Raw genomic sequence first — 25,143 nt, 5'->3', positions numbered from 1 at the left:
GTCGCGTTTCCAGCGAGGAGAGCTGCGATGAAGACCTTAACGCTCGGCGTCGGGCTGGTCGGGTATGGCCTGGCGGGCCAGGTGTTCCATGCCCCCTTGATCAATGCCACCGAGGGCATGCAGCTGGCCGCCGTGGTTAGCTCGGATGCCGACAGGGTTCATGCCGACCTGCCGGGGGTGGAGGTGTTGCCCAAGGCGGCGGCGCTGTTCGAGCGGCAGGACATCGACCTGGTGGTGATCGCCACCCCCAACGATACTCATTACTCTCTGGTCAAGGCCGCCCTGGCGGCGGGCAAGCATGTGGTGGTGGACAAGCCCTTTGCGGTGACGCTCTCCGAGGCGCGAATGTTGCGCGCCCAGGCGGATAACGCCGACCGTAGCCTGAGCGTCTTTCACAACCGCCGCTGGGACAGCGATTTCCTGACGCTCAAGGAGCTGATTGATGCAGGCAGCCTGGGGCGAGTGGTATCGCTGGAGTCTCGCTTCGATCGATTCCGGCCCACGGTGAGCGACCGTTGGCGTGATAATCATCGACCGGGCGCGGGGATCTGGTACGACCTCGGACCACATCTGCTCGACCAGGTCGTGCAGCTGTTCGGCATGCCGCGGGCGATCCTGGTGGAGCTGGCCACGCTGCGTGACGGCGCCGAAGTGGATGATGACTTCCACTGCCTGCTGGAGTACGACGGGCTGAGGGTCAGCCTGCAGGCGAGTTCGCTGGTGGCCGATCCTACTCCGCGCTTTCGTGTGCATGGCACCCATGGCAGCTACGTGAAGTTTGGTCAGGATCCCCAGGAGGCCCACCTGCAGGAGTCACTGGCGGTCATGCCTGGCATGGGCGTGGATCCCGAGCCGGGGCAGTTGAGCCTGGTGGCCGACGAAGAGGATGTACCGGAGGTACAGCAGCACCTCAACCTGCCGGGAGACTACCCGGCCTTCTACGCCGGGGTGGTGGAGATGCTGTTGCATGGTGCGCCACCGCCCGTTTCGCTGGATAGCGCCTTGCAGGTCATGGAACTGCTGGAGGTGGGGCTGGACAGCTATCGTCAGGCGCGCTGGCTGCGGCTCAAGGAGGGCAACAGCCAGCTGCGTCAGCGCCTGCATCGCCGCTGAGTCGCATCATCGGCAGGCTACCAGAGCTCGCCGCCCTCCGCCTCGCTACGCAGCCGCTCCCGGGCGATATAGAGTGCCGCGATGGCTCGAGCCTCATGGAAGTCCTCCCGGGCCAGCAGGGCGGGCAGCTCCTCGAGGGCGTGGGTCTCCACGATCAACGGTTCGGGTTCATCACCGGGCAGGCGCTTGGGATAAAGGTCCGTGGCCAGCAGCACCTGCATGCGATGGCGCATGTAGTTGGGGGCCAGTGACAGCTCCACCAGCGGTTCGATGCGTCGTGCGCCGAAGCCGCACTCTTCCATCAGCTCGCGGTTGCCGGCGCTGATGATATCCTCACCCGGGTCGACCAGCCCCTTGGGCAGGGTCAGCACATACTCCTCGAAGCCGGCGGCATACTCGCGGATCAGCAGCACGTGCTCGGGGTCGGGCATGGCCACGATCATCACGGCGCCGCTGTCGCTACCGGTCAGGCGCTCGAAGGTGCGCTCCTCGCCATTGGAGAAGCGCAGATCGAGCGATTCGACATGAAAGAGGCGGCTTCTGGCCTCCGAGCGGCGGTCGAGGATGGCGGGCTTCTGCGGCCAGTCGGGCGAAGTCATCGGTGGCTCCGTTTCTGGGTAGGAACTTGCCTGCTACCATATCACCTCCCGCAAGCCACGACCCGGAACTCTCACATGATTGACTGGCGCGCCATCGATACCGTTCTGCTGGACATGGACGGCACCCTGTTGGACCTGCACTTCGACAGCCACTTCTGGCTCGAGCATCTGCCGCGTCGCTATGTGGAGCTGCATCAACTCGATGAAGCCACCCAGGAGAGGGTGCGCGCGAAGGTCATCGGCGAGCAGGGGACGCTCGACTGGTACAGCCTCGACTACTGGAGCCGCGAGCTCGACGTCGATGTGGTCGCCCTCAAGCGCGAGATTCAACACCTGATTGGCCTGCGCAGCGATGCCATGGATTTCCTCAGGTGGCTCAAGCTGGCTCATCCCCGGGTCGTGCTGGCCACCAATGCCGACCGCGCCAGCCTGGCACTCAAGCTGCCGCTGACCGGTCTTGAGCCCTACCTGGATGCCATCGTCTCCTCGGCCGACTTCGGTGCGCCCAAGGAGGAGCAGGTGTTCTGGACGCGCCTGCAGGAGATCGAGCCCTTCGTGCCGGCCCGCACCCTGTTTATCGACGACAACCCACGGGTACTGGAGAGTGCCCGACAGTTCGGCATTCGTCATCTGTTGGGCATCAAGCAGCCCAACAGTCAGCGGCCCGAACGCGAGCTGGAGGAGTTCATCACCCTGGACACCTTCGCGACCATTCTGCCTGGCAACGAGCCGCCCCTGATCCCTTGAGTGGTGGGTGGGCTCGTGGCCGACAGCTAGGAGGATTCCCATGGATAGTGTCAGGCTCGACAAGTGGCTGTGGGCGGCACGCTTCTTCAAGACCCGGGGCCTGGCCAAGAAGGCCATCGAGGGTGGCAAGGTGCACTACAACGGCGGCCGGGCCAAGACCAGCAAGAACGTCGAGGTCGGTGCCATCATACGCGTGCCCCAGGGCTGGGATATCTGGGAGGTGGAGGTGATGGCACTCTCCGACCAGCGGCGTGGCGCCCCCGAGGCGCGCGAACTCTACCGCGAGACCGAGGAGAGTGCCCGCCGCCGCGAGCAGGAGGCCGAGGCGCGACGACTGACCAATCAGGTCATGCAGCACCCTCTCAAGCGCCCGGACAAGAAGCAGCGTCGCGAGATCCAGCGCTTCCAGCGCAATCAGGGGGAGTAGGAGGTAGGCTCCGCCTCGCGACTGGCGCCTGGATATCGAAAGGGGTTAACGGTGCGCCTTGGCCAGCCAGCGGTCCAGCGCATTGGCAAACTCACGGCGGTCGGTATCGGAGTACCCCTTGGGGCCGCCGGTATGCTCGCCGCTGGCGCGTAGGGTCTCCATGAAATCCCTCATTTGCACTCGCGCACGGATGTTATCGGCGTCGAGTGTCTCGCCACGGGTGGTCATTACCTTCGCACCGCGCTCGATGGCGGCCATGGCCAGCGGCAGGTCCGAGGTGATCACCAGGTCATCGGCCGCCAGACGCTCGATGATCTCGTCATCGGCGGCATCGAAGCCGTGACTGACGGCCAGCGCCTTGACGACCGGTGAGCGGGGTAGGGGCACCGTATGGTTGGCCACGAACCAGGTGGGCGTGGCGGTTCGCTCGGCGGCGCGCACGATGATCTCGCGGGCCACCCTGGGGCAGGCATCGGCATCGATCCATAGGCTGGGCATGATATCTCCTCGATGGAACAACGCAGTAAGAGAAAGACCAAAAAGGCTGGCCAGGCTAGGTCGACGATGGTAGCATGCGCCCTCCTCGCATGTGCTGACCCCACCATCATGTACGACGCCATCGCTGACGGTCATCGACCGAACAGAAGATGGGCGCCGCAACGCCGGGCCCAGCCGCCATTGCCGGCCGCCGCAAGCGTTCGAATTGTGTAGATGGAGCGCCAACCGAGATTCCGCCGTTCTGGCGTGATCGGCGCAAACGGTCGCCACAGGGGTTCACTGTCATCACCGATGGCGCTGACCCGATGCCAGGTGCGACCGGCGTCCCCGACTCCGATGTCCCGTGCTGACTGCCATCACTGGCGCGCAGCGCGCCTGATCGCTTTTCGCTCGCGTCAGGGACGCCAATGAATTTACGCCGGTGATCCCGGCTTACCAAGGTGTGATCAATGACCTCTTCTTCCGTCGCCTCGCCGAACTTCGGTGATCTTGCCCTGCTGCCTGCTGTTCTCTCTGCCGTCGAGACCCTGGGCTACCAGACCCCCTCGCCGATCCAGATGGAGACCATTCCGGCGCTGCTGGAAGGGCGCGACATGCTGGGCCAGGCCCAGACCGGTACCGGCAAGACCGCGGCCTTCGCCCTGCCGCTGCTCTCGCGTCTCGAACTGACTCGCCGTGAGCCGCAGGTGCTGGTCATGGCGCCGACCCGCGAGCTGGCGCAGCAGGTGGCCGTCTCCTTCAGCCGCTATGGACAGAACCTCCAGGGCCTGGAAGTGGCTACCCTGTGTGGCGGCCAGGAGTATCGCGAGCAGCTGGGTGCGTTGCGACGTGGCGCCCAGGTCGTCGTGGGCACCCCGGGGCGGATCATCGATCACCTGGATCGCGGCAGCCTCAAGCTCGACGGTCTCAGTGCCCTGGTGCTGGACGAGGCCGACGAGATGCTGCGCATGGGCTTCATCGATGACGTCAAGCGCGTGGTGGCCGACACCCCCAAGGAGGCACAGCGGGTGTTCTTCTCCGCGACCCTGCCCGCCGAGATCGAGCGAATCGTCAACCGCTACCTGGTGGATCCGGTCAAGGTCTCCATCGAGTCGCGCACCACCACCGGTGAGAACATCGAGCAGCGCCTGGTGCGGGTCGACGGCGGCGCCAAGCTGGAGGCGCTTTCGCGCATCCTCGAGGTGGAGCCGGTCGACGGGGCGATCGTTTTCGTGCGTACCCGTGCCGCCTGTACCACCCTGACCGAGCAGCTTTCCGCTCGCGGCCTCAACGTGGCGAGCCTCTCGGGTGATCTGGACCAGAGCCTGCGCGAGCGCACCATTCAGCGTCTCAAGCGCGGCAAGGTCGACGTGCTGATCGCCACCGATGTCGCCGCCCGTGGCCTCGATGTGCCGCGTATCACCCATGTCTTCAACTACGATCTGCCCCAGGATTCCGAGGCCTACACCCACCGCATCGGCCGTACCGGCCGTGCCGGGCGCACCGGTACCTCGATCACCTTCGTCGGCTTCCGTGAGGGCCGCAAGGTAGGCTGGATCGAGCAGGCCACCGGCCAGAAGATGAGCGAGATGGCGGTGCCTGACGAGTCGGCCATTCGCGCGCACCGCGACGAGGCGTTCCACCAGAAGGTGATTGCCGCCCTGACCGCCGGTGCCGAGGAGCAGCAGGCCCTGGTCGAGCGTCTGATCGGTGAGGGTTACGACCCCGTCGAGCTGGCCTGTGCCTTCGCCCGCCTGGCACGTGCCGACGAGGCGCCCATCGGTCGCCTGCAGGCGCCCCGCAAGGAGCGCGCCCCGCGTGATGCCAAGCCGGGTCGTGGACCGCGTGACCGTGTGCCCAGCGAGGGGATGACCCGCTACCGTGTGGCCGTGGGCCACAAGGACGGCGTCAAGCCCGGCCAGCTGGTCGGTGCCCTGGCCAACGAGGGCGGTATCGAAGGCGCGCGTATCGGGCGCATCGACATCCGCAACGCCTTCTCCGTGGTCGAGCTGCCCAGCTCGCTGCCGTCCAGCATTCTGGCCAAGATGGCGCGCGCCCGTGTCGCCGGCCGCCCGCTGGAGATCAGCGAGGATCGTGGCACTTCCGAGCGTGCCCCGCGCCGTCGCAACGATGATGGCCAGGCGCCGATTCGTCGCCAGTCACGCGCGTAACGCCTCGGCTGCCGCCCCCAGGGCGGCATTCCACCTCACGACAGGTCGGAGCCCAGCTCCGGCCTGTCGTCGTTAGTGAACTCGATAACTTCGAGCATCGGGAGGATGCATCATGTGGAAGCGTTTGCCGTTTCGCCTGCGCGGCTATCTGATCACGATGAGTGGTGTGCTGCTGCTCTCGCCGGATGCGCTGCTGGTCAAGGACACCTCGGTAGATGTCGCCACCTTCATGTTCTGGCGTGGATTGATGCTGGGTGTGGTGCTGCTGCTGATCGCCGCGGCACGCTATCGCGAGCGCCTGGGGAAGGCGATACTGGCCTGCGGACCCGCGGCATTGTGGTGCCCGCTCGCCTTTGCCGCCAGCGCCTGGGCCTTCGTGGTGGCCACTCGCCTGACCTCGGCGGGCAATGTGCTGGTCATGCTCAACCTGGCGCCTCTGGTGGCCGGGCTGATCGGTCTGCTGTTCTTCCGGCAGCGGTTGCGCCGCCAGACCTGGGTGGTGATCGCAATCTGTATTACCGGCGCCAGCCTGATGGCCGCCGGTGAGGTGGGGCAGGGGAGTCTGCTGGGCCTGGCGGTGGCGATGATCGTGCCGGTCTCCATTGCGATCAACACCAGCGTCGCGAGCTCCCGACCCGGTGCCGGAAAGCGTGGCCTGGACACCACGGTGGTGCTGCCCCTGGGATGCCTGGTGATGCTGGTCCCCGGGGCGCTGATGGGCGGCGCCCAGATACCCGATGGCGACAATATGCAGCGCCTGTTGCTGATGGGGATGCTGCTGCCGCTGGCCTACTTCCTGATCCAGACCGGGGCGCGCTACCTGCCCGGTGCCGAGGTCAGCCTGGTGATGCTGCTCGAGACCCTGGTCGGTACCCTGCTGGTGTGGTGGTGGGTCGGTGAGGTGCCGGCGCCGCTCGCCTTCGTGGGTGGGGGCATGATCGTCGCCGCCATGCTGATCAGCTCGCTGCGTGACCTCCTGCGTCAGCGCCGCAAGGCTGCCGAGGGGGCTCCGGACACCCGGCGCCTGCGAGACGAGGCCGCGGAAGAGAGCCTCGAGCGCGGAGATCTCGCACCGCCGGTGGGTGAGCGCCACTGAGGCGGCGGCCTCGGGAGTTTGAAGCTGGAAGAGCGCCGCTTCGCGGCTGGGAGCTGAAAGGAAGGGCGCTCTTCGCACCTATGCCTGTAGTGCCTGTGGTCACCTTGTGGGAAGGCGCGACTCGGAATCAGGGCTAAGTTGGGCTCAGGGCTGTGTCGGGCTCAAGGCTGTATTGGGCTCAAGGCTGTGTCGAGCTCAGAGCTGTATCGGGGCCGAGCTCTCGGAGATCAGTTGGTTTCCGCTACGGCACCTTCGCGTTCGGCCACCGTCCTGGCGAAGCTAATCAGCAATGAGTTGGCCTCCGGCGTGGTGGTGACGCCACGCATCAGGGCATTGGCATCCTCACCCTGGTCGCGCAGCTTGTCGACCTGGCGGGCGAGGTAGGCGCGCATCACCTCTGGGGTGAACTCCGGGTGGAACTGCACGCTCCACTGGCGCGGGCCATAACGCAGCGCCTGATTGGCGTCGTGGGCGTTGCGGGCCAGCACCACCGCACCGCTGGGTGCCTCGAGCACCGACTGGGCATGGGTCAGCTGCACGGGGAAGTGTGCCGGCAGCGTGCCCAGCAGCGGGTCCTCGTGCCCCGATTCGGTCAGCGTCACCTCATGGGTACCCGATTCGCGCCCCGCGGGGTGATAGTCGCTCACCCCGCCGAAGGCGGCGGCCATCAACTGATGCCCATAGCAGACACCGAACATGGCCACGTTGCGCTCCCGGGCGGCCAGCAGCCACGGCTTGAGCGCTTCGCTCCAGGGCTCGGCGTCGCTGACCATGGCGTGGGAGCCGGTGATGTAGAGTCCATCGATGTCGGCCAGCTCCGGAAGTGGTTCATGGCGCGCATCGAACACCTCGGCCTCGAAGCCGGCGCGGGCCAGGGTCTGCTGGAACAGCGCCTCGAAATCACCATGGTGTTCGATCACCTCGGGGAAGGCGTCACCGGTCTTGACGATCAGCAGGCGGGGCATGGGGGTTCCTGATGTAAGGGTTGAACATGACGTACTCCAACCTCGTATTCTACTTTCGTTGCAGGCGCTCGCCCAGTGCCTCCATGAAATGCACACCTGCCTCGAGCTGCTCACGCTCGATATACTCATCGGGCTGGTGGGCCTGGGCGATGCTGCCGGGGCCACATATCACCGTGGGCAGTCCGCGGCGCTGGAACTGGCCCGCCTCGGTGGCGTAGGCCACCGCGCCGGCAGGGCGTTCGCCGAGCAGCGCATGGCACAGGGCCAGTACCTCGGCGTTGTTATCATCGGCCAGGGCCGGCACCGTCTCGTTGAGCGCTTCGGTCACGATGGATGTCTCCGGGGCGCGCCGCTGCATCTCGCTTTCGAGTTCGGCGGCATAGGCGTTGACCCGCGCGATCAGTTCCTCGAAACGGTCCGATGGCAGGTGGCGAATCTCCCATTCGAAGGTGCACTCACGGGCCATGATATTGATCGCGGTGCCGCCACTGATCCTGCCCACATGCAGGCTCGAGTGAACCACGTTGAAGGCTTCATCGATGCGCCCCTCGGCCTTGAGGTCGGCCATCACGTCCTCGATATGGGTCACCAGGCGCGCCGCCACATGGATCGCCGACACGCCCTGGTTGACCTGGCTGGAGTGGCTGGCGCGGCCGGTCACCGTGGTGCGCAGGTTGGTGGCACCCTTGTGGGCCACCACCGGGTGCATCAGCGTCGGCTCGCCGACGATCACCGCCGCGGGCCGCGGGTGCTCGGCCATCAGCTTCTCGATCATGCGTGGCGCGCCGATGCAGCCCACCTCCTCGTCATAGGAGAGCGCCAGCCAGATCGGCTTCTCCAGTTCGAGGCGCGCCCAGCGCGGTACCTCGCTGAGCGCACAGGCGATAAATCCCTTCATGTCGCAGGTGCCACGGGCGTAGAGGCGGCCGTCGCCCTTGTCGGTCAGCGAAAAGGGGTCGGTCGACCAGGGCTGACCGTCCACCGGGACCACATCGGTATGGCCGGAAAGCACCACGCCGCCGGCCACGTTGGGGCCGATGCGCGCCAGCAGGTTGGCCTTGCTGCCATCGTCGCTCTCCACCCGCCAGTGGGGCACATCATGCTCGTCGAGCAGCGACTCGACGAAGGCGATCAGCTCCAGGTTGGAATCCCGCGACACGGTGGGGAAGCCCACCAGGCGGTCGAGCATCTCGGCGGCGGTCATGGCGTACTCCTGAACTGAGGATGAGAGATAAGGATGACAGGCAAGGGTGAGGAATTGAGTTGCAGCAGACTACCACGCCCGCGGGGTGGGCCGAAGACGGGACAGGATGCTTTCCCGATAGTGCCAGGCTATCAGATCGATCCACAAACTGGTTTGGCGCTGACCGTTAACAGGCTTATGGTGTCTCGCATCTTTGCACTCAATGACAGACCCTTCGCCACAGGAGACGATCCATGACCGACACCAGCCTCAGCCTGTTCACGCCGCTGCAGATCGGCCGACTCACCTTACCCAACCGGGTGATCATGGCGCCGCTGACTCGCTCGCGCACGCCGGACAGCGTGCCCGGCAAGCTGCAGCAGGCCTACTATGGTCAGCGCGCCAGTGCCGGCCTGATCATAAGCGAGGCCACCAATATCTCGCCTACCGCCCTCGGCTACGTCTATACGCCGGGGATCTGGACCGATGCCCAGGAGGCCGGCTGGAAGGGTGTCGTTGAGGCGGTACATGCCAAGGGGGGACGCATCGCCCTGCAGTTGTGGCACGTTGGCCGTGTCTCCCACGCGATGGTGCAGCCCGACGGCCAGTCCCCCGTGGCACCCAGCGCGCTGAAGGGGGAGGGCGCGGAGTGCTTCGTCGAATTCGAGGATGGCACGGCGGGGCCGCACCCCACCAGCACGCCGCGGGCCCTTGAGACCGACGAGATCCCCGGCATCGTCGAGGACTACCGCCAGGCCGCCGTGCGTGCCAGGCGGGCCGGCTTCGACATGGTCGAGATCCACGCCGCCAACGCCTACCTGCTCAACCAGTTCCTGGCCACCGGCACCAACCAGCGCACCGACCAGTATGGCGGCTCGCTGGAGAACCGTGCACGCTTCCCGCTGGAGGTGGTCGATGCGGTGGCCGAGGTGTTCGGGCCCGAGCGCGTCGGTATCCGCCTGACGCCCTTTCTCGAGCTGTTCGGCCTCACCGACGATGAGCCCGAGGCGATGGCTTTCTACCTGGCCGACGAGCTCAACCGTCGTGGCCTGGCCTATCTCCACTTCAATGAGCCCGACTTCGCGGGTGCCGACGTCAGCTACCCGGATGGTTTCCGTGAGCAGATGCGCGAACGCTTCAAGGGCGGGCTGATCTACTGCGGCAACTACAACGCCGAACGTGCCCAGAGGCGGCTCGACGAAAGCAGCGCCGATGCCATTGCCTTCGGCCGTCCCTTCATCGCCAATCCCGACCTGCCCGAGCGCTTCCGCACCCAAGCGGAGCTCAACGAGCCCGACCACAGTACCTTCTATGGCGGCGACGAGAAGGGCTACACCGACTACCCCTTCCTCGATAACGGTTTCGACCGCCTCGGCTGAGCCGTCGCCAAGCCCTGAAAGCCACAGGCCCGGCCAGCGTGCCGGGCCTGTGGCGCGATGGAGAGGAGATCGTCGATATGTTCAGGGCGTCGCCCGAGGAGGTGAGACGCCGGTCAGGGCCACTGGCGTGACCTGTTCTGCCGTCGGTGGTCTGCTGGTATGGTGTTTCGCTGGCTGCCTGGCGGTTCGGCTGCATGGCGCCATTACAGCATCTCCCGGGTCGCCCCCATCACTCGCCCATCCACGGTGCGCTGTATCTTGTCTTCGATCTCGCTGAGCAGGGCCTCTACCTGGGGCTTGGCGGGGGCGACGGCAACAAAGGTCCATTCGCTGGCGTCCAGGCGATCGAGCTCGCCGCTTTCGCAGACGGCGATGGCCGGGTTGCGCCCGAAACGCTCGTGCAGGCCACCCATGCGTTGGCGTTTCTCCTTCAGAGAACGACAACCGGGCAGGGAGATGGTCAGGGTGAGAATACCAAGGTGCATGGGGTCTCCATTCGTAGCGTGAAGGGGGTAAGCCACCATACGTCATGGCGTGGATGGCCTCTCTGGTCTCTGAATACCATATTAAAATCAGTAAAATGAGACCAAAGGCGTATTGCGGGGTATTTCTTTCTGATTGGCGCCTATATTCCCGATAATAAACTAAGTTTCCTATCGTATACTCCCGCGCATCTGATCATTACAGCAACGCCAGTGCTCCCGAATCGGGTCCGTCTGCGATGGACCCGACAGAGTGCTTGTATTGATTTCCGATGAGCCGGCCCGCGGTTGGGACGGGCCATAGAAGCCATTTGTATTGAGGTGTCTTTCCATGAGCAAACAGCCTTTCCTGATCGCCATGACCTTCATGTCGATCATCATCGGTGGCGGCTTCGCCTCGGGTCAGGAGGTGCTGCAGTTCTTTACTGGCTATGGGGCGATCGGCATTGCCGGCACCCTGGTAAGCGGCCTGCTGTTCGCGTTTCTCGGCATGCAGATCGCGCGGATGAGCTCCACCATGCAGGCGAGCTCCCACAAGGAGGTGCTGGAGGCGCTCTTCGGCAAGCGAGCGGGGCTGGTCATCGACCTGGTGCTCTCCTTCTTCCTGTTCGGTGTCGGGGTGGTGATGCTGGCCGGCAGCGGTTCCATCTTCGCCCAGCAGTACGGCCTGCCACCGCTGTTTGGCGGCGTGTTGCTCAGCGTGCTGGTCATCCTGACCCTGTGCCTGCGTGTTCGCGGCATCATCAACCTGATCAGCCTTATCATGCCGGTACTGCTGTTGCTGGTGCTGACGATCACCGTCTACTCCTTCTTCACCAGCAGCGCCTCTCTGGAGACACTGGAGGCCGCGGCTGCCGAGGTGCCCACCATCAGTGATGGCTGGTCGATTTCGCACTGGTTTATCGGCGCTGTGCTCTATGCCTCCTTCAATATTGCCGTGGGCTTTCCCATGCTCTCGGTGATCGGTGGTCTGACCCGCAATACGCGTGAGGCATCCCTGGGAGGCATTCTCGGCGGCGTGGGGCTCGGTGTGCTGATCTTCTTGCTCAATATCGGCCTGTTCGCCAATCTCGAGCGTCTGGCCGGCGTGGATATGCCCTCGCTGATGCTTGCCACGGCGGTCTCTCCGGTGGTGGCAATGGTGATGTCGGTGGCGCTGATCTGCATGATCTACAGCACCGCCGTGGGCATGTTCTTCGCCTTCAGCGCCCGCTTCGCCGCGCCCGAGTCGGGCCGCTTCAAGCTGTTCAGCGTCATCTTCACCCTTGTCGGGCTGGTGCTCAGCCAGTTCGGATTCAGCACCCTGATCGGTACCGTCTATCCCATGCTGGGCGTGGTGGGGCTGATCCTGATCGTTGCCCTGGGCGTTCGCTGGAACAACACACGCCTGCGCAGCAAGGCGCAGTTGGCGAGCTCCGCCAGCCGCTGATACCTCTCCAGCCGCTGATATCTCTGCCCGGTGTCCGCAGGGGCGCTGGGGCTGTGGTACCGCCAGCGGCAGGATGCCGTTTTCCGATTGGGCTACTGCGCCCAGAATGCCACTTCATTTAGAGTGCCAGGCCGGCCACGGTTGCCCGTGGTCGGCCTTTCTCATATCTTGGGATTACTGGGTAGTGTCGTTGAGGACAACCCAGTCCCGCCTTCCCGTGCTGAGCACTCAATGGCTTATGTATCGATATGGGGGTAATGCATCATGGCCGGTGGTTGGACTCGAGATGGAGCCGTACAGGATCAGATTGACGCCACCGTTGAGGAGGCGGTCGAAAGGGCGCGGACCAGCCTGAGCAGCGGTGAGAGCGCCGAGTTCTGCGTGGAGTGTGATGCACCCATCCCGGAGGGAAGACGCAAGGCGCTCCCGGGTGTGCAGCTCTGTGTCGCATGCCAGTCGAGCCTGGAGGCCAAGGGGGTGGATGTTGCTGCCATCAACCGGCGGGGCAGCAAGGATAGCCAGCTCAGGTGATCAGCGCCACGTCCGGCAGGGGGGGAATGGCTTGGTGCTTCGCCTTCCACTGCAGGTCGGTCGAACCTGGATGGGGACGATGGCTAGACAGGTAGGCCCTGCTTGAGCGGCCAGGCTTGAAGAGCAGGGCAGAGCCCCCACCTACCGTCATGTACTCACACGTCATGTACCCACACTTCCTGCTCTGGAGTTGATATGTCATCTAGCGTACTGATCACCGGTGCCAACCGTGGCGTCGGACTCGCCCTGGCTCGCCATTACCATGCCGCCGGCTGGGCGGTGATCGGCGTGTGCCGCAGTGGCGGCGAGGAAGCGGCCGAGTTGCGTGACATCGCCGAGACCCTGATCGAGGGCATCGACGTGACCCGTAAGGAGGACGTGACACGGCTGAAGCAGGAGCTGGCGGGCCGCCGCCTCGACCTGCTGATCAATAACGCCGGCCTGTTGCAGGATGAGGTGCTCGGCGAGCTCGACTTCGACTCCATCCGCACGCAGATGGAGATCAATGCCTATGCACCGCTGCGCGTGACCGAGACGCTGCTGGACAATCTGGGGGAGGGCGCGAAGGTCGCCAATATCACCAGCCGCATGGGCTCCATCGCCGATAACGATTCCGGCGGGCGCTATGGCTACCGTGCCTCCAAGGCGGCGCTCAACGCCTTCGGCAAGTCGCTGGCCGTGGACCTCAAGCCGCGGGGTATCGCCGTAGCCCAGATTCACCCGGGCTATGTGCAGACGCGCATGGTCAACTTCGGCGGCATGATCAGCGCCGAGGAAGCCGCCACGGGCATCGCCCAGCGTATCGAGGCGCTGACGCTGGAGAACAGCGGCGGCTTCTGGCACAGCAATGGCGAGACTCTGCCCTGGTAACCACGGCGGAGTCGACTGGCGCTTGTTGCTTAGGTTCAAGGGGTAGTCGCGCCGGCCGCCTGAGCGTGTTGCTCGCCGCTCGACCCAGCCACAGGCGTGGGCGGCATAGCCCGCGGGGTCGAGGTCCAGGCGAGCCTCGAGGCCATCCACACCGCCTGGGGTCAGGACCGCGGCCGAGGCAATGGCATTGGCGTAGCCGCCGAACGGCACGCCAAGGTCGACAAGCTCGTCCATGGAGGTGGTGACCGCCTCGGGCACCGAGCAGTTGATCAGCACTGCCGAGGCCCCCACAGCCGCCACCGATCGTGACGCCGCGGCTTCCGGCCACGATCAAGTCGCGATGACCGGTGGCTCCCTGGTGAAGAGCTCTCTACTCGCGTTCGTCCCGGGTCGAGCGCAGCAGCACCCGGTCCATGCCCCCGGTGCTCAACACCCGCCTGAGTACCGCGAACAGATGGGTCGGCAGCGTGACCGCATAGCGCGGCCGCGGTCGCTTGCTCTCCAGGGCGTGGATCAGCTTCTCGACCACCGCCTCGGGGCCCAGGGTGAAGGGGGCCTTGCCATCCTGGCTGGCGAGGCGCGCCTCCACCTGCCGATAGGTGACGGCGTGGGCGCTATGGATGGGGTCGATGTTGGCCTTGAAGGCGCGATAGGCGTTGTCGCGAAAGCGGCTGGTGATCGGCCCCGGCTGGATCAGGCTGACATGGATGCCGCTGCCGACAAGCTCCTGACGCAGGGTGTCGGTCAGGCCTTCGAGAGCGAACTTGGAGCATACATAGGCGCCGCGATAGGGCAGGGCGGCGAAGCCCAGTACCGAGCTGTTGTGCACGATGCGCCCGTGACCCTGGGCGCGCATCATCGGCAGTACCCGTGTGGTGAGCTCGTGGGTACCGAGCAGATTGGTTTCCAGCTGAGCCCGCAGCACCTCCCGCGACAGATCCTCCACCGCACCGGGCTGACCAAAGGCACCGTTGTTGAACAGTGCCGTCAGTCGGCCTCCGGTGCGCTCCTTGACCGTTGCCACCGCGGCCTCGATGGAGCTGCTGCTGTCTAGATCGAGCCTCAGGGCCTCGAGGCCCTCCTCCGCGAGCCTGGCCACATCCGCCTCGGCGCGGGCCGTGGCGAACACCCGCCAGCCCCGGGCCATCAGGGCATGGGCCGCGGCATGGCCAATACCGCTCGAGCAGCCGGTAATCAGGATGCTGCGTGGTGGGGTCTCTTGTGCAAGGGCCATGCGGTTCTCCCTAGCGACCGGCGAGCGTGATCAGTCCGAGAGGCCGGTCCATGTCACGCCTCCTTGAGCCCGGCCGCGCTCAGGTCCGGAGCATCGAAGTCGGCCGGCTCATCCGTATAGACGCAGACGTTGGCATCTTCGATATCGCCGTCCTCAGCCTCCAGGTGGGTGGCGAAGAACTCGCGGATCTCGCGGCGCTGGCAGTGAGCCTCGAAGGCCGCCCGGTTGGCCCACACCTCATGGAAGACGATGGGGTAGCTCGTGCCCTGGGCGAAGGGGTTGTCGATCTGGCGGGTCACGGTGTAGTGCAGGCAGGCATCTTCGCGGTGGGCGTTGGGCTCCAGCGCCTGGAGGGCGCGAAACACGGCGTCTTCCCGTCCGGGCTTGGGCTTGAAGCTGGCGATGCAGTAGATCTTCTGTGACATCGATGGTGTCCTGTGTGGAGATGTGCGCAGACGATACCATCGCCTGCCCCGGCGGCATAATCGCGAGTGCCGCACGCGCTGAGACTGCGTTGTAGGGTCTGCCATACTGCCGTATCAACATGGCGGGGCGCTGGAGCAGGGGCCTACCTGTCACCGTAGGTGTCGCCTAAACGGATTGAGAGGTGATCAACGTGCGTTACTCCACAGAGAACAAGGAAGCCATCTCCAAGAAAACAAGCGGAGAGCTCCGAATAGACGGAATAGACGCCTTCACCAGCGCCGAGCCGCCTGTAGGGTCGGGTCACTCCGACTGTTTGTTGTGCTGCGGCTTGCCTCGGCGCTGAGTGGCAGCCATCTTTTCCAGCTCCTCCTCGCTCATGGAGTCGTACATCGATCTTGCTGCTCCGTCGAGATCGCTGACTTTCTGCTCGCCGCGCCGGGCCGCCAGCGCCGCACCAGCCGCCATTTGCTGAGCCTTTGATTTTGCCGGCATGTTGCTTTCTCCTCTGCTGTTCAAGGTGTGTTGCCACTCCTGAAGTAAAGTATGCAATATCCAACAGGATGGCAGCAAAAGGTTGATGAGGCCTTAGTTTGTGGACTAGCTTTATACCTCGGATAACTTAGGAGGAGGAGCTATGCGCGATATGCAGGATCTTTTTCCGACCCGTTTGGAACGCAAGCTGGGCATGTTCGAGCGCATTGATCCCGTCGTTCACAGCGATGACGGACAGCGCGTGAGTGGACCATTGAGCCAAGAGGAACTGGATGAGTTCGAAGTAAATGGCTTCCTCTCGTTCGAGAATTTCTTCGATAGGGAAGAGATGCAGGCCTTTATCCAGGAGCTGCGTGAATATGAGGAGGACGAGGACCTGAAGCTCTCGGAGGGTGCCGTTCTGGAGCCGGGCAAACAGGAAATTCGCTCCATCTTCGGCATTCACACGATCTCCGAGCGCTTTAGCCGCCTGACACGGGACCCGCGGCTTTTGGCCATGGTCCAGCAAATTCTCGGCAGTGATGTATATATCCACCAGTCGCGCATCAACTATAAGCCGGGCTTTAAAGGCAAGGGCTTTAACTGGCACTCTGACTTCGAGACCTGGCACAGCGAAGATGGCATGCCGCGCATGCGCTCCCTGAGCTGCTCGATCATTCTGACCGACAACGGTGAATTTAACGGTCCGCTGATGCTGATCCCCGGCTCTCACAAGTACTTTATTCCCTGTGTTGGACGCACCCCCGAGAACAACTACAAGGAATCGCTCAAGAGTCAGGAAATCGGCGTGCCGGATGCCGCGAGCCTGAAGTCGATGATGGTGGAGAACGGCATCGAAGCGCCCAAGGGCGACTCAGGTTCGCTTGTGATGTTTGAGTGTAATACGCTCCATGGCTCCAATATCAACATGTCCTGTTGGCCGAGGAGTAACCTCTTCTTCGTCTACAACAGCGTGGAAAATACTCTTCACGACCCTTATTGCGGCAACAAGCCGCGCCCGGAATTTCTTGCTGCGCGCAAGGACTGGGAGCCCCTCAAGCCCGTATATGCCAGCAATCGTTCGTAGCTGCAAATAGGGCGGCGTAGTCGACAGCGCGGACCTTTAACCGCCGCCTTCTTCCGGCGAGAGGAGCGATTGTTAAAGATGTAAAGACGGAGGGCTTATTCATGTCAGAGCGTAAACAACCCCCGCAGCAGCAATCACATCAGCCTGGCGCGGAGCACAAAATGCATCCGGAGCCCGAGTACATTCGCGCGAGTTACCGGGGAAGCGCCAAGCTCAACGATAAAGTGGCCGTGATTACCGGTGGCGATAGCGGTATCGGTCGTGCGGTTGCGCTGCATTTCGCCCGCGAAGGCGCTGACTGCGTGCTTATCTACCTGGACGAAACCCGCGATGCCGAAACGACCCAAAAGCTGGTCGAGGCCGAGGGGCGGCGCTGCCTGCTGCTCCAGGGGGACGTGGGTGAGTCGACGTTCTGCCGGGAAGCGATAGACCAGTCTCTCGCGACGTTCGGCAAGGTCAATATCCTGATCAACAATGCCGCTGAGCAGTATGACTGGGACGATATCACCCAGATACCAGACGATCAGCTTCTGCGCACTTTTAAGACCAACATCTTCAGCCACTTTTACCTGACCAAGGCTGCTCTGCCCCATATGCAGGAAGGTGACAGTATCATCGCCACCTCTTCCATCAACGCCTTCAAGGGCAACGATACCCTGATCGACTATTCCGCCACCAAGGGCGCGATACAAGGGCTGGTGCGCTCTTTGGCGGTCTCGCTGGTCGATCAGGGCATCCGCGTCAATGCGGTAGCGCCCGGGCCGGTCTGGACACCGCTGATACCTGCCAGTTTCGATGCCGAAAAAGTTGCGGGCTTCGGCGGCCAGGTGCCTATGGATCGTGCCGGACAGCCCAGCGAGATAGGCCCGGCCTATGTCTACCTAGCCAGCGAAGAGTCATCCTATATGACCGGGCAAACTCTCCACCTTAACGGGGGCGTCGTGCTCAACACTTGATAGTGTGCAAAGTGGCTCGCCGCGATGTGCTTATTCACATCGGCGAGCCTTTTTTTACTTCTACTGGCTCACCAGCCTTGCATGGCTGGTGCCATTGTCCCAAGGCGCCACCTGGATCTGCATCGGGATGCGCTCGTGCATCTCCTGTACGTGGGAGATCACGCCGACCCGGCGGCCCAGGGCCTTGCCCGTCGCCACGACGGCCTCGATGGAGGAGCTGCTGTCGAGGTGAACCTAAGGGCCCCGAATCTTCATCCTCGAGTTTGAAGCATCCGCCTCGGCGCGGGCCAGGCGCTCTTAGTTCACTTTGCGACCATTGCATAGCTGGTCCTCAGGCCACTTTGTTGTCAGGCTATCGGTTTACATAATGTTGCCAAGCGACAGTGAAAGCCCGGTAGTCGGGCCGGTTTTAAGGAATAAGTCTATGATCCTTAAGGAAAAGGATGCTACGCCAAACGGAAACGGCCGTGGCGGCGACGAGCGCGCCTTTTACGGTCACAAGCAGGAACAGGACGTCGCCTTCCAGCTGCGTCGCGAGTTTGGCGAGCACAAGCAGATCCACGTCATCAACGACCTGCGTATTGAACACCGTGGCGAGCGTGCGCAGATCGACCATCTGATTCTTCATCCTTACGGTTTCATCATCGTCGAGTCCAAGAGCATCGCCGGCGAGGTAACAGTCAATGCCGCCGGCGAGTGGTCACGCAGCTATCAGGGCAACTGGATGGGGATTCCGTCGCCAATTCGCCAAGCGGAGTTACAGCTGGATCTTCTCAAGGCGTTACTGAGCGATAACGTCGAGCATTTTCTTGGCAAGCTGTTGGGTGTCCAGACTCAAGTTGCCCATCGGGAATGGCGTACGCTCTGCGCCATTTCCAGCACCGCCATCCTTCATCGCGACAAGATGCCAAAGGATGTAGCGAGCAGAGTCGTGAAAACCGAGTTCGTGGCCAGCAAGGTGAAGGAGCTCGTGGGGAGTTTGAAAATAGGGTTTCTCAAGGGGCGGGCCGGGTTCTTCGCGGGAGAACTCGACAATATCGCCAATTTCCTGCTTGAGCATACCACCCAGGTGGGTACTGCCACGGGAGGCGGTGATAGCGCCCCTGCCACGCCAGAACCGGCCGCTCCCGTTGCCGAGCCCGTGCCGAATTACTCTGTTACGCCGACGCCAGATACCAGCTCTTCACCGACCGAGCCCCCTGCCCAGGTCCAAGGCTTGATGACCTGCAAGCAGTGTGGCGAGGCCAGTGGCCTCACCGGCATGTATGGTCAGTACGGTTACTACGTGAAATGCGGCCACTGCAGCACCAACACCTCGATGAAGCAGTCTTGCCCCGCCTGCGGCTGGAAGAGCGTACGCGTGTCCAAGGATGGCCCTGAGTACACCGGAATTTGTCGGAAATGCACCCACCAGTTTCTGGTCTTTCGTCAGGAGTAGGGGGGAGATAATATGACAGCTATCGACCCAAAGCGGCCATGCCCGAAAAGGCAGCCAGCATGTTCACCGGTGTTATGCTGCATGCGCGGCGGTTGGTGTTATGTAGCCGAGCAGAACTTAATATTCTGTTATTTCAATGGCTTAGGTGATCTACTAGCGCGTAGAATAACATTCTTGAACGCGCGTGCTCGTTCAAGTGGAATATCAAGCATGCTATATAATACAGCTGTTATGCAGGTGGGGAAGTAGATGACTATCGTTGTAGCTATGAAATTTGATGAAAGAATTTGTGTGATGTCTGACACAATGATTTCTGATCGGGATCAGGTTCGCGATAACATCATTCCTGGCAGGCTAAAGAGTATCGTTATTAATGAGTGGTTAACGGTTTCGTATGCAGGGTTGTCTACGCAAGCAATCGATGCTATTCGAAAAATATCTAATGCAAACATGGTCACAACAAAATCGGCCGTGGAGTATCTATTGGAAGTTTCAGCAAGATATCCTGACGATTTAGATTTTATAGTTTGCTCTCATGAAGTTAAGGCAAGGATCATAAAGATATCGAATGGGACTCTCATGGAGGGCGCCAAAGCGTATTGGATTGGCAGCGCCCAAGCTGCTGCTGAACTATCCAAAGTTCCGGTGCTGGCTGCCGAATTTGAAGGCCTCCCAGAATATATGTCTGCAGACGAAGTTGTATTCAGGAATTCGTTCATTACCTATATGCGAGAGAACAGGTGCGAAGGCATTGGCGGAGCTGTTGTCGATTGTTTATGCTCGCCATATGGACACTGTTACAACACTCATGCAGGAGCATTTTCATGGGATACAGTTCTTCTTGGTATCGATGATAACGAAGAGAGACAGAAAAATAATAAGGGTGGCATGTATCATTACGAATATCACATATCAAGCACCTCTGCACGCGGCCAAGGAATAGTTGGTTTCTATCTCGATCAAGCGAAAACTGGCTTCATTTATGACCCCATCCATTATGATGAAGCAATGAAAATTGAAACTACGAGCTTATCGGATTTTTCGAAGTTAGTTGAAGATGCAGGGCAGGTTTTGTCTCGCAATTTGCATAACAATCGGCTGCACAGCGACCGATTCTCCGCTGCTTCGCGGCTACAAACCGGCGCGTGAGCCGGGCGTTAAATATCAGGAAAGTCTCAATGGCCGCTTTTGGCCGAAAGTTACCTACTCGATGCAGGTAAAACCGGCTCGCTGACGATGAGTTTATCCACCTTAGCGAGCCGTTTCTCTACCTTTACTGGTTGACCAGCTTCGCCCGGCTGGTGCCGTTTCCCTGAGGTTCCACCTTGATCTGCACCGGGATGCGTTCGTGCATCTCCTGCACGTGGGAGATCACCCCCACGCGGCGGCCCAGCGCCTGCAGGCCATCCAGGGCCTCCATGGCCAGCGCCAGCGACTGAGGGTCGAGACTGCCGAAGCCCTCGTCGATAAATAGCGACTCGATGGTGAGCTCGCCCGAGGCCATGGAGGCCAGCCCCAGGGCGAGGGCCAGCGAGACCAGGAAGGTCTCGCCGCCGGAGAGCGAGTGCACCGAGCGGCGCTCATCGGCCATGTCCAGATCCACCACCAGCAGCCCCAGCTCGCTGCCGCCGCGTATCAGTCGATAGCGGCGGCTCAGGCCCGCCAGATGGGCGTTGGCGTGCTCGAGCAGCTGCTCCAGGTTGTAGGCCTGGGCGATGCGACGGAATACCTTGCCGTCGGCGGAGCCGATCAGCTCGCTGATACGCCCCCAGCGACGGTACTCGGCGCGGGCGGCCTCCAGTTTGCTCTGCCCGGCCTGCTGGCGCTCGCGCCGGCGATCGTCATCGTTGAGTGCGAAGGCGGCCTCGTCCCGCGCCTTCTCGGCCGCCTCCAGCCTGGGCGCGAGCTCGTCCTGGGCCTTTTCCAGTGCTTCCTGGCGCCGCTGCAGCTCGGCGGTCACGGCCTCTTCCAGCAGCGCCTGGTCGTTGCCTTCAAGGTTCTCGTCCTCGACCAGCTCCTGGCCGCGACGATGATTCAGCAGAGCGGTGCGGCGCTCCGCCAGCGTGGCGGTGGCGCGCTGGCGCTGGGCATCGACCGCCTCGATCCTCCGCTCCTCCTCGCGAGCCGCGTCGTCGGCCTGGGCCAGCAGCCGTGCCAGGGTGGCGTCACCCAGCCCGGGGTTAGCCTGGCGCCAGGCATCGAGCTCCTGAGTCAGACGCTGTTGTTCCCGCTTTTGCTGCTCCAGCTGTCTGGCTTCGTGCTCTGCTTGCTGAACAAGCCGCTGCTGCTCACGCTGGGCCTGATGCAGCCGTGCCAGGGCGCCGTCATAGGCCCGGCGGGCGCTCTCCTGGTGCGCGTCGAGCCGCTGCTGCCAGGCGTCGGGCGAGGGGTGATCGCCGAGTCGCTCGGCAAGGGTCCGCGCGAGCGTGTCGCGTTGCTGGCGCAGCGGAGGCAGCTGGGCGTCGAGCTCGGCCAGCCGCTTGGTGGCGCTGGTTGTTTCGGTCTCCAGGCGGGTCAGCGCGAGCTGCCCCTCGTGGAGGGCCTTCTCCAGCGGGGCCAGTTCGGCGCCGGCCCGGTTCAGGGCCTCCAGCGACTGGCGCTGCCGGTGGCGCTGCTCTTCGCTCTGCCGGCGCTGGGCCTGTAGCCAGGCGTCGCGGTCGGGTTCGTCGATGGCCTCAAGTTCCCCGTATAGCGAATGCTGGGTAAGCGCCTGGAGGGTGTCGTCGCGCCACTGTTCGGCGGCCTTGAGGTCGTGCTCCAGCTGCTTGAGGGAGCGTTCCAGGGCGCGATAGTCGCCGACCAGCTCATCGCGCTGCTGCTGGGCGGTATCCAGGGCACTGCGCGCCTCCTCCAGCTGGCGGCTCTCCTCCTGCTGCTGGGCGGCGAGCTGGGCCGCCTCCGGCGTTGACGGCGGGTGGTGCCGCCAGGGGTGGTCGAGGCCGCCGCAAACCGGGCAGGGAGTGTCCTCCTCGAGGGCCTCGCGCAGGCGTACCACGCTCTCGCTGCGCACCGCGCGGTGGCGTTCGACCAGTGCGGAGACGGTGGTGAAGTGTGCCTGGGTACGGTCGAGGCGCTCACGGGCGGCCTGACCCTCTGCCAGCAACTTGTCGCGGCGCTCGCGCTCCTGCTCCAGCTGGGTGGCGAGCCTCTGGTGGGCCTGCCGGGCCCGAGTGAGCTCCTGCCAGCGGCTGCCTAGCTCCTCCAGGGCGAGATGACGCTGGGCCGCCCGGTCATGGGCCTGCTGGCAGGCCTGGCGGGCGGCGTCGAGGTCGGTGTGAGTGCCCATCAGCTCGTGCAGCCTTGCCTGCCACTCGTCGCGCTGGCGCTGACGCTCATGCTGGCTGGCCTGGGCGTGACGGTGCTGCTCCGTGATGTCGTCGGCGAGTCGTTGCTGCTTGTCGCGTGCCGCTTGCAGCTCCTCGAGGCGCTGATCCAGAGTCGCCAGGCTCTGGGCCTGTTCGCGGGCCTGGCGCAGCTCGGGCTCGGCGCGGCGGTAGCTCTCACGCGCCTCGTTCATGGCCTGCTCGGCCCGTTCGAGCGCCGTGCCTGCAGTCTGCTGCTCGGCGTCGGCGGTCTCGCGAGCCGTGACGGTCCTAGTGTGGGTCGACTGCAGCTCGGCGATCTCGCCGGGCAGCTCGGCATGACGGACGAGGGCGTGGCGCCGTGGGGCGATCAGCCGACGCCAGTCACGGTCGGCACGCTGCTCGGCGAGGGCCTGCCACGCATGCTCGGTGGCCTGCTGCTCGGCATGGCCGTCCCGATAGCCTTCGTGCAGCCGGGCGTCCTCATGGAGCCAGCGTTGCTCGCTCTTGAGTGACTCCGCCTGCTTCTGCAGATCGTTCAGTGCCTGGCGGCTGACCTGGGCGGCGTGCTCCAGCTCGGCGCGGATCTCCGGCGTGGCGGGCAGGTCCTCGGCGAGCCGCGTTTCCAACGCCTCCACTCCCTTTCTTGCCTGGCTGGCGCGGTGGTAGGCGGCCATCGAGATCTCGGAGTATTCATGCGTGCCGGTCAGGCGCTCCAGCAGGTCGCTGCGGGCGTTGTCGTCGGCCTGCAGGAAGGCGGCGAACTCGCTCTGGGCGAGCAACACGGCGCGGGTGAACTGGTCGAAGGTAAGTCCCAGGCGCTCCGGCAGCAGACGATCGAATTCACGCTTCTGGGTCGTGAGCAGGCGGTCATCCTCGAGGTCGCGCAGCGACTGCTCGGCCTTCTGCAACTTGCCGGTGACCCTCTCCCTGGCGCGACGCACCGCCCAGCGGGCGCGGTAGCGGCGCCCGTCGCGGCCCAGGAAGTCGACCTCGGCGAAGCCCGAGGCGGTGCCCCGGCGCAGCAGGGTGCGTGGGTCACTGGTGGTCAGCGTGGAATCGGGGGTGTCGTCGACCTGGCTGTCCCGGGCCGGTGCCTGGCGCAGCCGCGGTGTACCGCCGTAGAGCGCCAGGCACAGGGCGTCGAGCAGGGTGCTCTTGCCGGCTCCGGTGGGGCCGGTGATGGCGAACAGGCCGGCCTCGCCGAGGGGTGGCGTGGTGAAGTCGAGCTCGAGGGGGCCGGGCAGGGAGGCCAGGTTCTCCAGGCGCAGGGCGAGGATTCTCATGGGCGCGCCCCCTCGGTTGGTGACCGTTCAGCCAAGGTGTTGTCGTCCGAGGTGGCATCGGCGTCGAGCACGTCCTGGCGCAGACGGTCGAAGTCGGTGAGCACGTCCTCCTCAGGCGGTTGGCCCCATCGTTTCTCCCAGGTGCGCTCGAAGAGCCGGCGCGGGCCCAGGGTCTCCAGGTCGACTCGGGCCCTCTGGTCGTCGTCTTCGACCCGGGGCAGGCGGCGCTCGAGGCGCAGCAGGCGCAGCGCCTTGCCCTCGAGGGCGGCCTCGACGCGGGCGCGCAGGTCGGGGGTCGGTGAGTCGAGCTCCACGCGCACCTCCAGCCAGGGCCACAGGTCTCTCGGCCGTTCCCGCCCCCGAGCGCCGGGTTGTGCATGGTCATCCTCCAGGGCCTCGAGCTCGGCCAGCACCTGCTCCAGCGGCGCGGGTCCGACGCGGTGCATGGCCACTGGGCGGGGCACGGGAATCGTCTGGATCTCATCCAGGGCCTCGCCCGCCAGGGTCGCCTCCACCACCTGGTGGGGATAGGCCACCTCGCTGAAGTCCAGCGGCAGGGGGCTGCCGCTGTAGCGGATGCGTGCCTCGCCGACCTGCTGGGCGCGGTGCAGGTGGCCCAGGGCAACGTAGGCGATAGAGTCCGGGAACAGGGCGGCGGAGATCGACTCCTCGCCGCCGATCACGATGGGGCGCTCACTGGCCTCGGACACCGCGGCGCCGTGCAGGTGGGCGTGGCTCATGGCGACCAGCGCCTGGCCCGGCTCGCGGCACTCTCCGGCGGCCTCGATCAGCTGTCGGTGCACCCGCGTGATGCCGGCCACATAGTCGTTGGGGGGATCGTCGGGGCCGTCGTCGTTCGCCAGCGCCGCGCCGGTCACCTCGGCGGGGCGCAGGAAGGGCAGGGCGAGGCACCAGGCACGCGTTTCGCCCGAGGCATCGGTGAGCGGCACCAGCAGGCGTTCGGCGTCGAGGGTGCCGTCGTCCAGCCAGCTGACCCGGCCCAGGGCGTAGGTGCGCAGACGGCGCATCAGCGGGGCGGGTAGCTCGATGCGGTTGCCGCTGTCGTGATTGCCGGCAATCAGCACGATATCCAGGGCCGGCAGCCGTTCATGGGCGGAGACGATAAAGTTGAACAACAGCTCCTGGGCGCGCAGCGAGGGGTTGACCACATCGAAGATATCGCCGGCCACCAGCAGGGCGTCGGCTTGACGCTCCTCCAGGGTGTCGAGCAGCCAGCTCAGGAAGGCGCGGTGTTCGGTGTGGCGTTCCTGGCCATGAAAGCTCTGGCCCAGGTGCCAGTCGGCGGTGTGAATCAACTTCATGGTGTCTCCCTTTCCATCCAGCGTCCCGAAGGCGTTAGTCTACGTGACTCCAGAGCCGCTGTTCAGAAGCACGCTGAGGGTTCTCATCGGAGCTGACCTGGCGACAAGCCCCGGAGCGCCGGACCGACGAGGAGGCGCTGTGAACCCCTCCT

At 63.9% G+C, this 25,143-nt stretch carries 24 protein-coding genes; 13 read left to right on the top strand and 11 right to left on the bottom strand.

Features of this window, described 5'->3' with window-relative positions; all coding sequences use genetic code 11:
• Positions 1-27 precede the first annotated feature (27 nt).
• Positions 28-1,113, top strand: a complete 1,086-nt coding sequence (locus IOC61_RS08485) for an oxidoreductase (protein ID WP_195688408.1) — start codon at positions 28-30, stop codon at positions 1,111-1,113.
• Between the two features lie 17 nt (positions 1,114-1,130).
• Here the strand turns inward: IOC61_RS08485 and nudE are convergent, their stop codons facing one another.
• Positions 1,131-1,712: an ADP compounds hydrolase NudE gene (gene nudE, locus IOC61_RS08480; RefSeq protein ID WP_195688407.1), complete on the bottom strand. Its 582-nt coding sequence runs from the start codon at positions 1,710-1,712 to the stop codon at positions 1,131-1,133.
• Between the two features lie 75 nt (positions 1,713-1,787).
• On the opposite strand from nudE, the gene yrfG reads away from it, so the two are divergent.
• Entirely contained in the window at positions 1,788-2,459 is a 672-nt protein-coding gene (gene yrfG / locus IOC61_RS08475; protein ID WP_195688406.1) for a GMP/IMP nucleotidase, read from the top strand.
• Positions 2,460-2,499: 40 nt separating this feature from the next.
• Positions 2,500-2,886 carry a ribosome-associated heat shock protein Hsp15 gene (gene hslR, locus IOC61_RS08470; RefSeq protein WP_195688405.1) on the top strand — a complete coding sequence of 129 codons (387 nt, stop codon included), beginning with the start codon at positions 2,500-2,502 and terminating at the stop codon, positions 2,884-2,886.
• 45 nt (positions 2,887-2,931) lie between these two features.
• Here hslR and IOC61_RS08465 read toward each other — a convergent pair whose 3' ends face one another.
• Positions 2,932-3,384: a YaiI/YqxD family protein gene (locus IOC61_RS08465; protein ID WP_195688404.1), complete on the bottom strand. Its 453-nt coding sequence runs from the start codon at positions 3,382-3,384 to the stop codon at positions 2,932-2,934.
• A 449-nt stretch (positions 3,385-3,833) separates the two neighbouring features.
• On the opposite strand from IOC61_RS08465, the gene IOC61_RS08460 reads away from it, so the two are divergent.
• Together IOC61_RS08460 and IOC61_RS08455 are read left to right on the top strand one after the other, a co-directional pair.
• On the top strand, positions 3,834-5,534 hold the full coding sequence (locus IOC61_RS08460; protein WP_195688403.1) for a DEAD/DEAH box helicase: 1,701 nt from the start codon (positions 3,834-3,836) through the stop codon (positions 5,532-5,534).
• Between the two features lie 112 nt (positions 5,535-5,646).
• On the top strand, positions 5,647-6,630 hold the full coding sequence (locus IOC61_RS08455; RefSeq protein WP_195688402.1) for a DMT family transporter: 984 nt from the start codon (positions 5,647-5,649) through the stop codon (positions 6,628-6,630).
• Between the two features lie 227 nt (positions 6,631-6,857).
• Here the strand turns inward: IOC61_RS08455 and IOC61_RS08450 are convergent, their stop codons facing one another.
• Together IOC61_RS08450 and argE are read right to left on the bottom strand one after the other, a co-directional pair.
• On the bottom strand, positions 6,858-7,595 hold the full coding sequence (locus IOC61_RS08450; RefSeq protein ID WP_195688401.1) for a glutamine amidotransferase: 738 nt from the start codon (positions 7,593-7,595) through the stop codon (positions 6,858-6,860).
• A gap of 49 nt (positions 7,596-7,644) precedes the next feature.
• A complete protein-coding gene (argE, locus tag IOC61_RS08445; protein ID WP_195688400.1) occupies positions 7,645-8,799 on the bottom strand; it encodes an acetylornithine deacetylase in 1,155 nt (384 codons plus the stop codon).
• Positions 8,800-9,032: 233 nt separating this feature from the next.
• Between argE and IOC61_RS08440 the strand changes: the two genes are divergently transcribed.
• Positions 9,033-10,157 (top strand): alkene reductase, encoded by a 1,125-nt coding sequence (locus tag IOC61_RS08440; RefSeq protein WP_195688399.1) that lies wholly within the window; start codon positions 9,033-9,035, stop codon positions 10,155-10,157.
• 203 nt (positions 10,158-10,360) lie between these two features.
• Here the strand turns inward: IOC61_RS08440 and IOC61_RS08435 are convergent, their stop codons facing one another.
• Entirely contained in the window at positions 10,361-10,642 is a 282-nt protein-coding gene (locus IOC61_RS08435) for a DUF503 domain-containing protein (RefSeq protein ID WP_195688398.1), read from the bottom strand.
• A 328-nt stretch (positions 10,643-10,970) separates the two neighbouring features.
• Between IOC61_RS08435 and IOC61_RS08430 the strand changes: the two genes are divergently transcribed.
• The 3 genes from IOC61_RS08430 to IOC61_RS08420 all read left to right on the top strand — a co-directional run bounded on the left by IOC61_RS08430 (position 10,971) and on the right by IOC61_RS08420 (position 13,469).
• A complete protein-coding gene (locus tag IOC61_RS08430; RefSeq protein ID WP_195688397.1) occupies positions 10,971-12,068 on the top strand; it encodes a hypothetical protein in 1,098 nt (365 codons plus the stop codon).
• A 264-nt stretch (positions 12,069-12,332) separates the two neighbouring features.
• Positions 12,333-12,599 (top strand): DksA/TraR family C4-type zinc finger protein, encoded by a 267-nt coding sequence (locus IOC61_RS08425; protein WP_195688396.1) that lies wholly within the window; start codon positions 12,333-12,335, stop codon positions 12,597-12,599.
• 195 nt (positions 12,600-12,794) lie between these two features.
• On the top strand, positions 12,795-13,469 hold the full coding sequence (locus tag IOC61_RS08420) for an SDR family oxidoreductase (RefSeq protein ID WP_195688395.1): 675 nt from the start codon (positions 12,795-12,797) through the stop codon (positions 13,467-13,469).
• A 370-nt stretch (positions 13,470-13,839) separates the two neighbouring features.
• On the opposite strand, the gene IOC61_RS08415 is transcribed toward IOC61_RS08420, so the two are convergent.
• The 3 genes from IOC61_RS08415 to IOC61_RS08405 all read right to left on the bottom strand — a co-directional run bounded on the left by IOC61_RS08415 (position 13,840) and on the right by IOC61_RS08405 (position 15,621).
• Positions 13,840-14,703: an SDR family oxidoreductase gene (locus tag IOC61_RS08415; RefSeq protein WP_195688394.1), complete on the bottom strand. Its 864-nt coding sequence runs from the start codon at positions 14,701-14,703 to the stop codon at positions 13,840-13,842.
• 53 nt (positions 14,704-14,756) lie between these two features.
• Positions 14,757-15,128, bottom strand: coding sequence for a putative quinol monooxygenase (locus IOC61_RS08410; protein ID WP_195688393.1), 372 nt, complete (start codon positions 15,126-15,128; stop codon positions 14,757-14,759).
• A gap of 301 nt (positions 15,129-15,429) precedes the next feature.
• Positions 15,430-15,621 (bottom strand): DUF3008 family protein, encoded by a 192-nt coding sequence (locus IOC61_RS08405; RefSeq protein ID WP_195688392.1) that lies wholly within the window; start codon positions 15,619-15,621, stop codon positions 15,430-15,432.
• Between the two features lie 142 nt (positions 15,622-15,763).
• Here IOC61_RS08405 and thpD point away from each other — a divergent pair, with 142 nt between their 5' ends.
• Together thpD and IOC61_RS08395 are read left to right on the top strand one after the other, a co-directional pair.
• A complete protein-coding gene (gene thpD / locus IOC61_RS08400; RefSeq protein ID WP_229333002.1) occupies positions 15,764-16,687 on the top strand; it encodes an ectoine hydroxylase in 924 nt (307 codons plus the stop codon).
• Between the two features lie 101 nt (positions 16,688-16,788).
• Positions 16,789-17,643 (top strand): SDR family oxidoreductase, encoded by an 855-nt coding sequence (locus tag IOC61_RS08395; protein ID WP_195688391.1) that lies wholly within the window; start codon positions 16,789-16,791, stop codon positions 17,641-17,643.
• A 60-nt stretch (positions 17,644-17,703) separates the two neighbouring features.
• On the opposite strand, the gene IOC61_RS08390 is transcribed toward IOC61_RS08395, so the two are convergent.
• The gene (locus IOC61_RS08390) at positions 17,704-17,841 is read right to left on the bottom strand and encodes a hypothetical protein (protein ID WP_195688390.1); all 138 of its coding nucleotides are present in this window, start codon (positions 17,839-17,841) and stop codon (positions 17,704-17,706) included.
• Positions 17,842-18,067: 226 nt separating this feature from the next.
• Here IOC61_RS08390 and IOC61_RS08385 point away from each other — a divergent pair, with 226 nt between their 5' ends.
• Together IOC61_RS08385 and IOC61_RS08380 are read left to right on the top strand one after the other, a co-directional pair.
• Positions 18,068-19,081: an NERD domain-containing protein gene (locus IOC61_RS08385; protein WP_195688389.1), complete on the top strand. Its 1,014-nt coding sequence runs from the start codon at positions 18,068-18,070 to the stop codon at positions 19,079-19,081.
• A 249-nt stretch (positions 19,082-19,330) separates the two neighbouring features.
• Positions 19,331-20,230 (top strand): hypothetical protein, encoded by a 900-nt coding sequence (locus tag IOC61_RS08380; protein WP_195688388.1) that lies wholly within the window; start codon positions 19,331-19,333, stop codon positions 20,228-20,230.
• 124 nt (positions 20,231-20,354) lie between these two features.
• Here the strand turns inward: IOC61_RS08380 and IOC61_RS08375 are convergent, their stop codons facing one another.
• Positions 20,355-23,669 carry an AAA family ATPase gene (locus IOC61_RS08375; protein ID WP_195688387.1) on the bottom strand — a complete coding sequence of 1,105 codons (3,315 nt, stop codon included), beginning with the start codon at positions 23,667-23,669 and terminating at the stop codon, positions 20,355-20,357.
• On the bottom strand, positions 23,666-24,991 hold the full coding sequence (locus IOC61_RS08370; RefSeq protein ID WP_195688386.1) for an exonuclease SbcCD subunit D: 1,326 nt from the start codon (positions 24,989-24,991) through the stop codon (positions 23,666-23,668). The genes IOC61_RS08375 and IOC61_RS08370 overlap by 4 nt, the downstream gene beginning before the upstream one ends.
• Positions 24,992-25,143 lie beyond the last annotated feature (152 nt).

The sequence above is a fragment of the Halomonas sp. KAO genome (assembly GCF_015595025.1).
Taxonomy (GTDB): domain Bacteria; phylum Pseudomonadota; class Gammaproteobacteria; order Pseudomonadales; family Halomonadaceae; genus Halomonas.
This window is presented reverse-complemented; position numbering and strand designations above follow the sequence as displayed.

Coding starts and splice junctions, on each gene's coding strand:
- IOC61_RS08485 (WP_195688408.1), top strand. CDS start 28: ATGAAGACCTTAACGCTCGGCGTCGGGCTGGTCGGGTATGGCCTGGCG.
- IOC61_RS08415 (WP_195688394.1), bottom strand. CDS start 14,703: ATGGCCCTTGCACAAGAGACCCCACCACGCAGCATCCTGATTACCGGC.
- IOC61_RS08410 (WP_195688393.1), bottom strand. CDS start 15,128: ATGTCACAGAAGATCTACTGCATCGCCAGCTTCAAGCCCAAGCCCGGA.
- IOC61_RS08385 (WP_195688389.1), top strand. CDS start 18,068: ATGATCCTTAAGGAAAAGGATGCTACGCCAAACGGAAACGGCCGTGGC.
- IOC61_RS08420 (WP_195688395.1), top strand. CDS start 12,795: ATGTCATCTAGCGTACTGATCACCGGTGCCAACCGTGGCGTCGGACTC.
- IOC61_RS08450 (WP_195688401.1), bottom strand. CDS start 7,595: ATGCCCCGCCTGCTGATCGTCAAGACCGGTGACGCCTTCCCCGAGGTG.
- IOC61_RS08425 (WP_195688396.1), top strand. CDS start 12,333: ATGGCCGGTGGTTGGACTCGAGATGGAGCCGTACAGGATCAGATTGAC.
- IOC61_RS08460 (WP_195688403.1), top strand. CDS start 3,834: ATGACCTCTTCTTCCGTCGCCTCGCCGAACTTCGGTGATCTTGCCCTG.
- IOC61_RS08455 (WP_195688402.1), top strand. CDS start 5,647: ATGTGGAAGCGTTTGCCGTTTCGCCTGCGCGGCTATCTGATCACGATG.
- IOC61_RS08435 (WP_195688398.1), bottom strand. CDS start 10,642: ATGCACCTTGGTATTCTCACCCTGACCATCTCCCTGCCCGGTTGTCGT.
- IOC61_RS08375 (WP_195688387.1), bottom strand. CDS start 23,669: ATGAGAATCCTCGCCCTGCGCCTGGAGAACCTGGCCTCCCTGCCCGGC.
- IOC61_RS08380 (WP_195688388.1), top strand. CDS start 19,331: ATGACTATCGTTGTAGCTATGAAATTTGATGAAAGAATTTGTGTGATG.
- thpD (WP_229333002.1), top strand. CDS start 15,764: ATGCGCGATATGCAGGATCTTTTTCCGACCCGTTTGGAACGCAAGCTG.
- yrfG (WP_195688406.1), top strand. CDS start 1,788: ATGATTGACTGGCGCGCCATCGATACCGTTCTGCTGGACATGGACGGC.
- IOC61_RS08430 (WP_195688397.1), top strand. CDS start 10,971: ATGAGCAAACAGCCTTTCCTGATCGCCATGACCTTCATGTCGATCATC.
- IOC61_RS08395 (WP_195688391.1), top strand. CDS start 16,789: ATGTCAGAGCGTAAACAACCCCCGCAGCAGCAATCACATCAGCCTGGC.
- argE (WP_195688400.1), bottom strand. CDS start 8,799: ATGACCGCCGCCGAGATGCTCGACCGCCTGGTGGGCTTCCCCACCGTG.
- hslR (WP_195688405.1), top strand. CDS start 2,500: ATGGATAGTGTCAGGCTCGACAAGTGGCTGTGGGCGGCACGCTTCTTC.
- IOC61_RS08440 (WP_195688399.1), top strand. CDS start 9,033: ATGACCGACACCAGCCTCAGCCTGTTCACGCCGCTGCAGATCGGCCGA.
- nudE (WP_195688407.1), bottom strand. CDS start 1,712: ATGACTTCGCCCGACTGGCCGCAGAAGCCCGCCATCCTCGACCGCCGC.
- IOC61_RS08370 (WP_195688386.1), bottom strand. CDS start 24,991: ATGAAGTTGATTCACACCGCCGACTGGCACCTGGGCCAGAGCTTTCAT.
- IOC61_RS08465 (WP_195688404.1), bottom strand. CDS start 3,384: ATGCCCAGCCTATGGATCGATGCCGATGCCTGCCCCAGGGTGGCCCGC.
- IOC61_RS08405 (WP_195688392.1), bottom strand. CDS start 15,621: ATGCCGGCAAAATCAAAGGCTCAGCAAATGGCGGCTGGTGCGGCGCTG.